Annotated in this window: 1 pseudogene; it reads right to left on the reverse strand. The window is 70.4% G+C overall.

Annotated features, from left to right (window positions below):
* Positions 1-39: 39 nt before the first annotated feature.
* Positions 40-382: pseudogene (locus tag AACR77_RS15585) on the reverse strand (sigma 54-interacting transcriptional regulator); the annotation flags it as partial.

A 382-nucleotide genomic window follows, 5' to 3' on the forward strand; every position in this document is an offset into this window, starting at 1 on the left:
GGTTTTTCACCTCCCCTTGCCAGGAGGTTTGCGACCAGCCGGCAGCTCGCCAACTTCATCCAGCATCAGGATGCCGCCGTGGGCGGCGCGCAGATAGCCCTGGCTGCCCTGGCTGCGGGCACCGCTGAAAGCCCCCCCCACGTAGCCGAACAGCTCGGCCTCCACCAGCTCCGCCGGCAGGGCGCCGCAGTTGACGCACACCAGAGGCCGCTCCCGACGGCTCGATCTGGCGTGCAGGGTGCGCACCAGGTGCTCCTTGCCGCTGCCGGTCTCCCCCTCGATGAGCAATGAGATGCCCCGCTCCAGCATCTTGAGCGGCACCTGCTGCGCCTGCGATCCCCCCTCCTCAACCGCGCTCGGCAGGGGGAGCCTGGCGGCGCGC

The organism is Aeromonas sp. ZOR0002 (assembly GCF_963866995.1).
Classification (GTDB): Bacteria; Pseudomonadota; Gammaproteobacteria; order Enterobacterales; family Aeromonadaceae; genus Aeromonas; species Aeromonas caviae.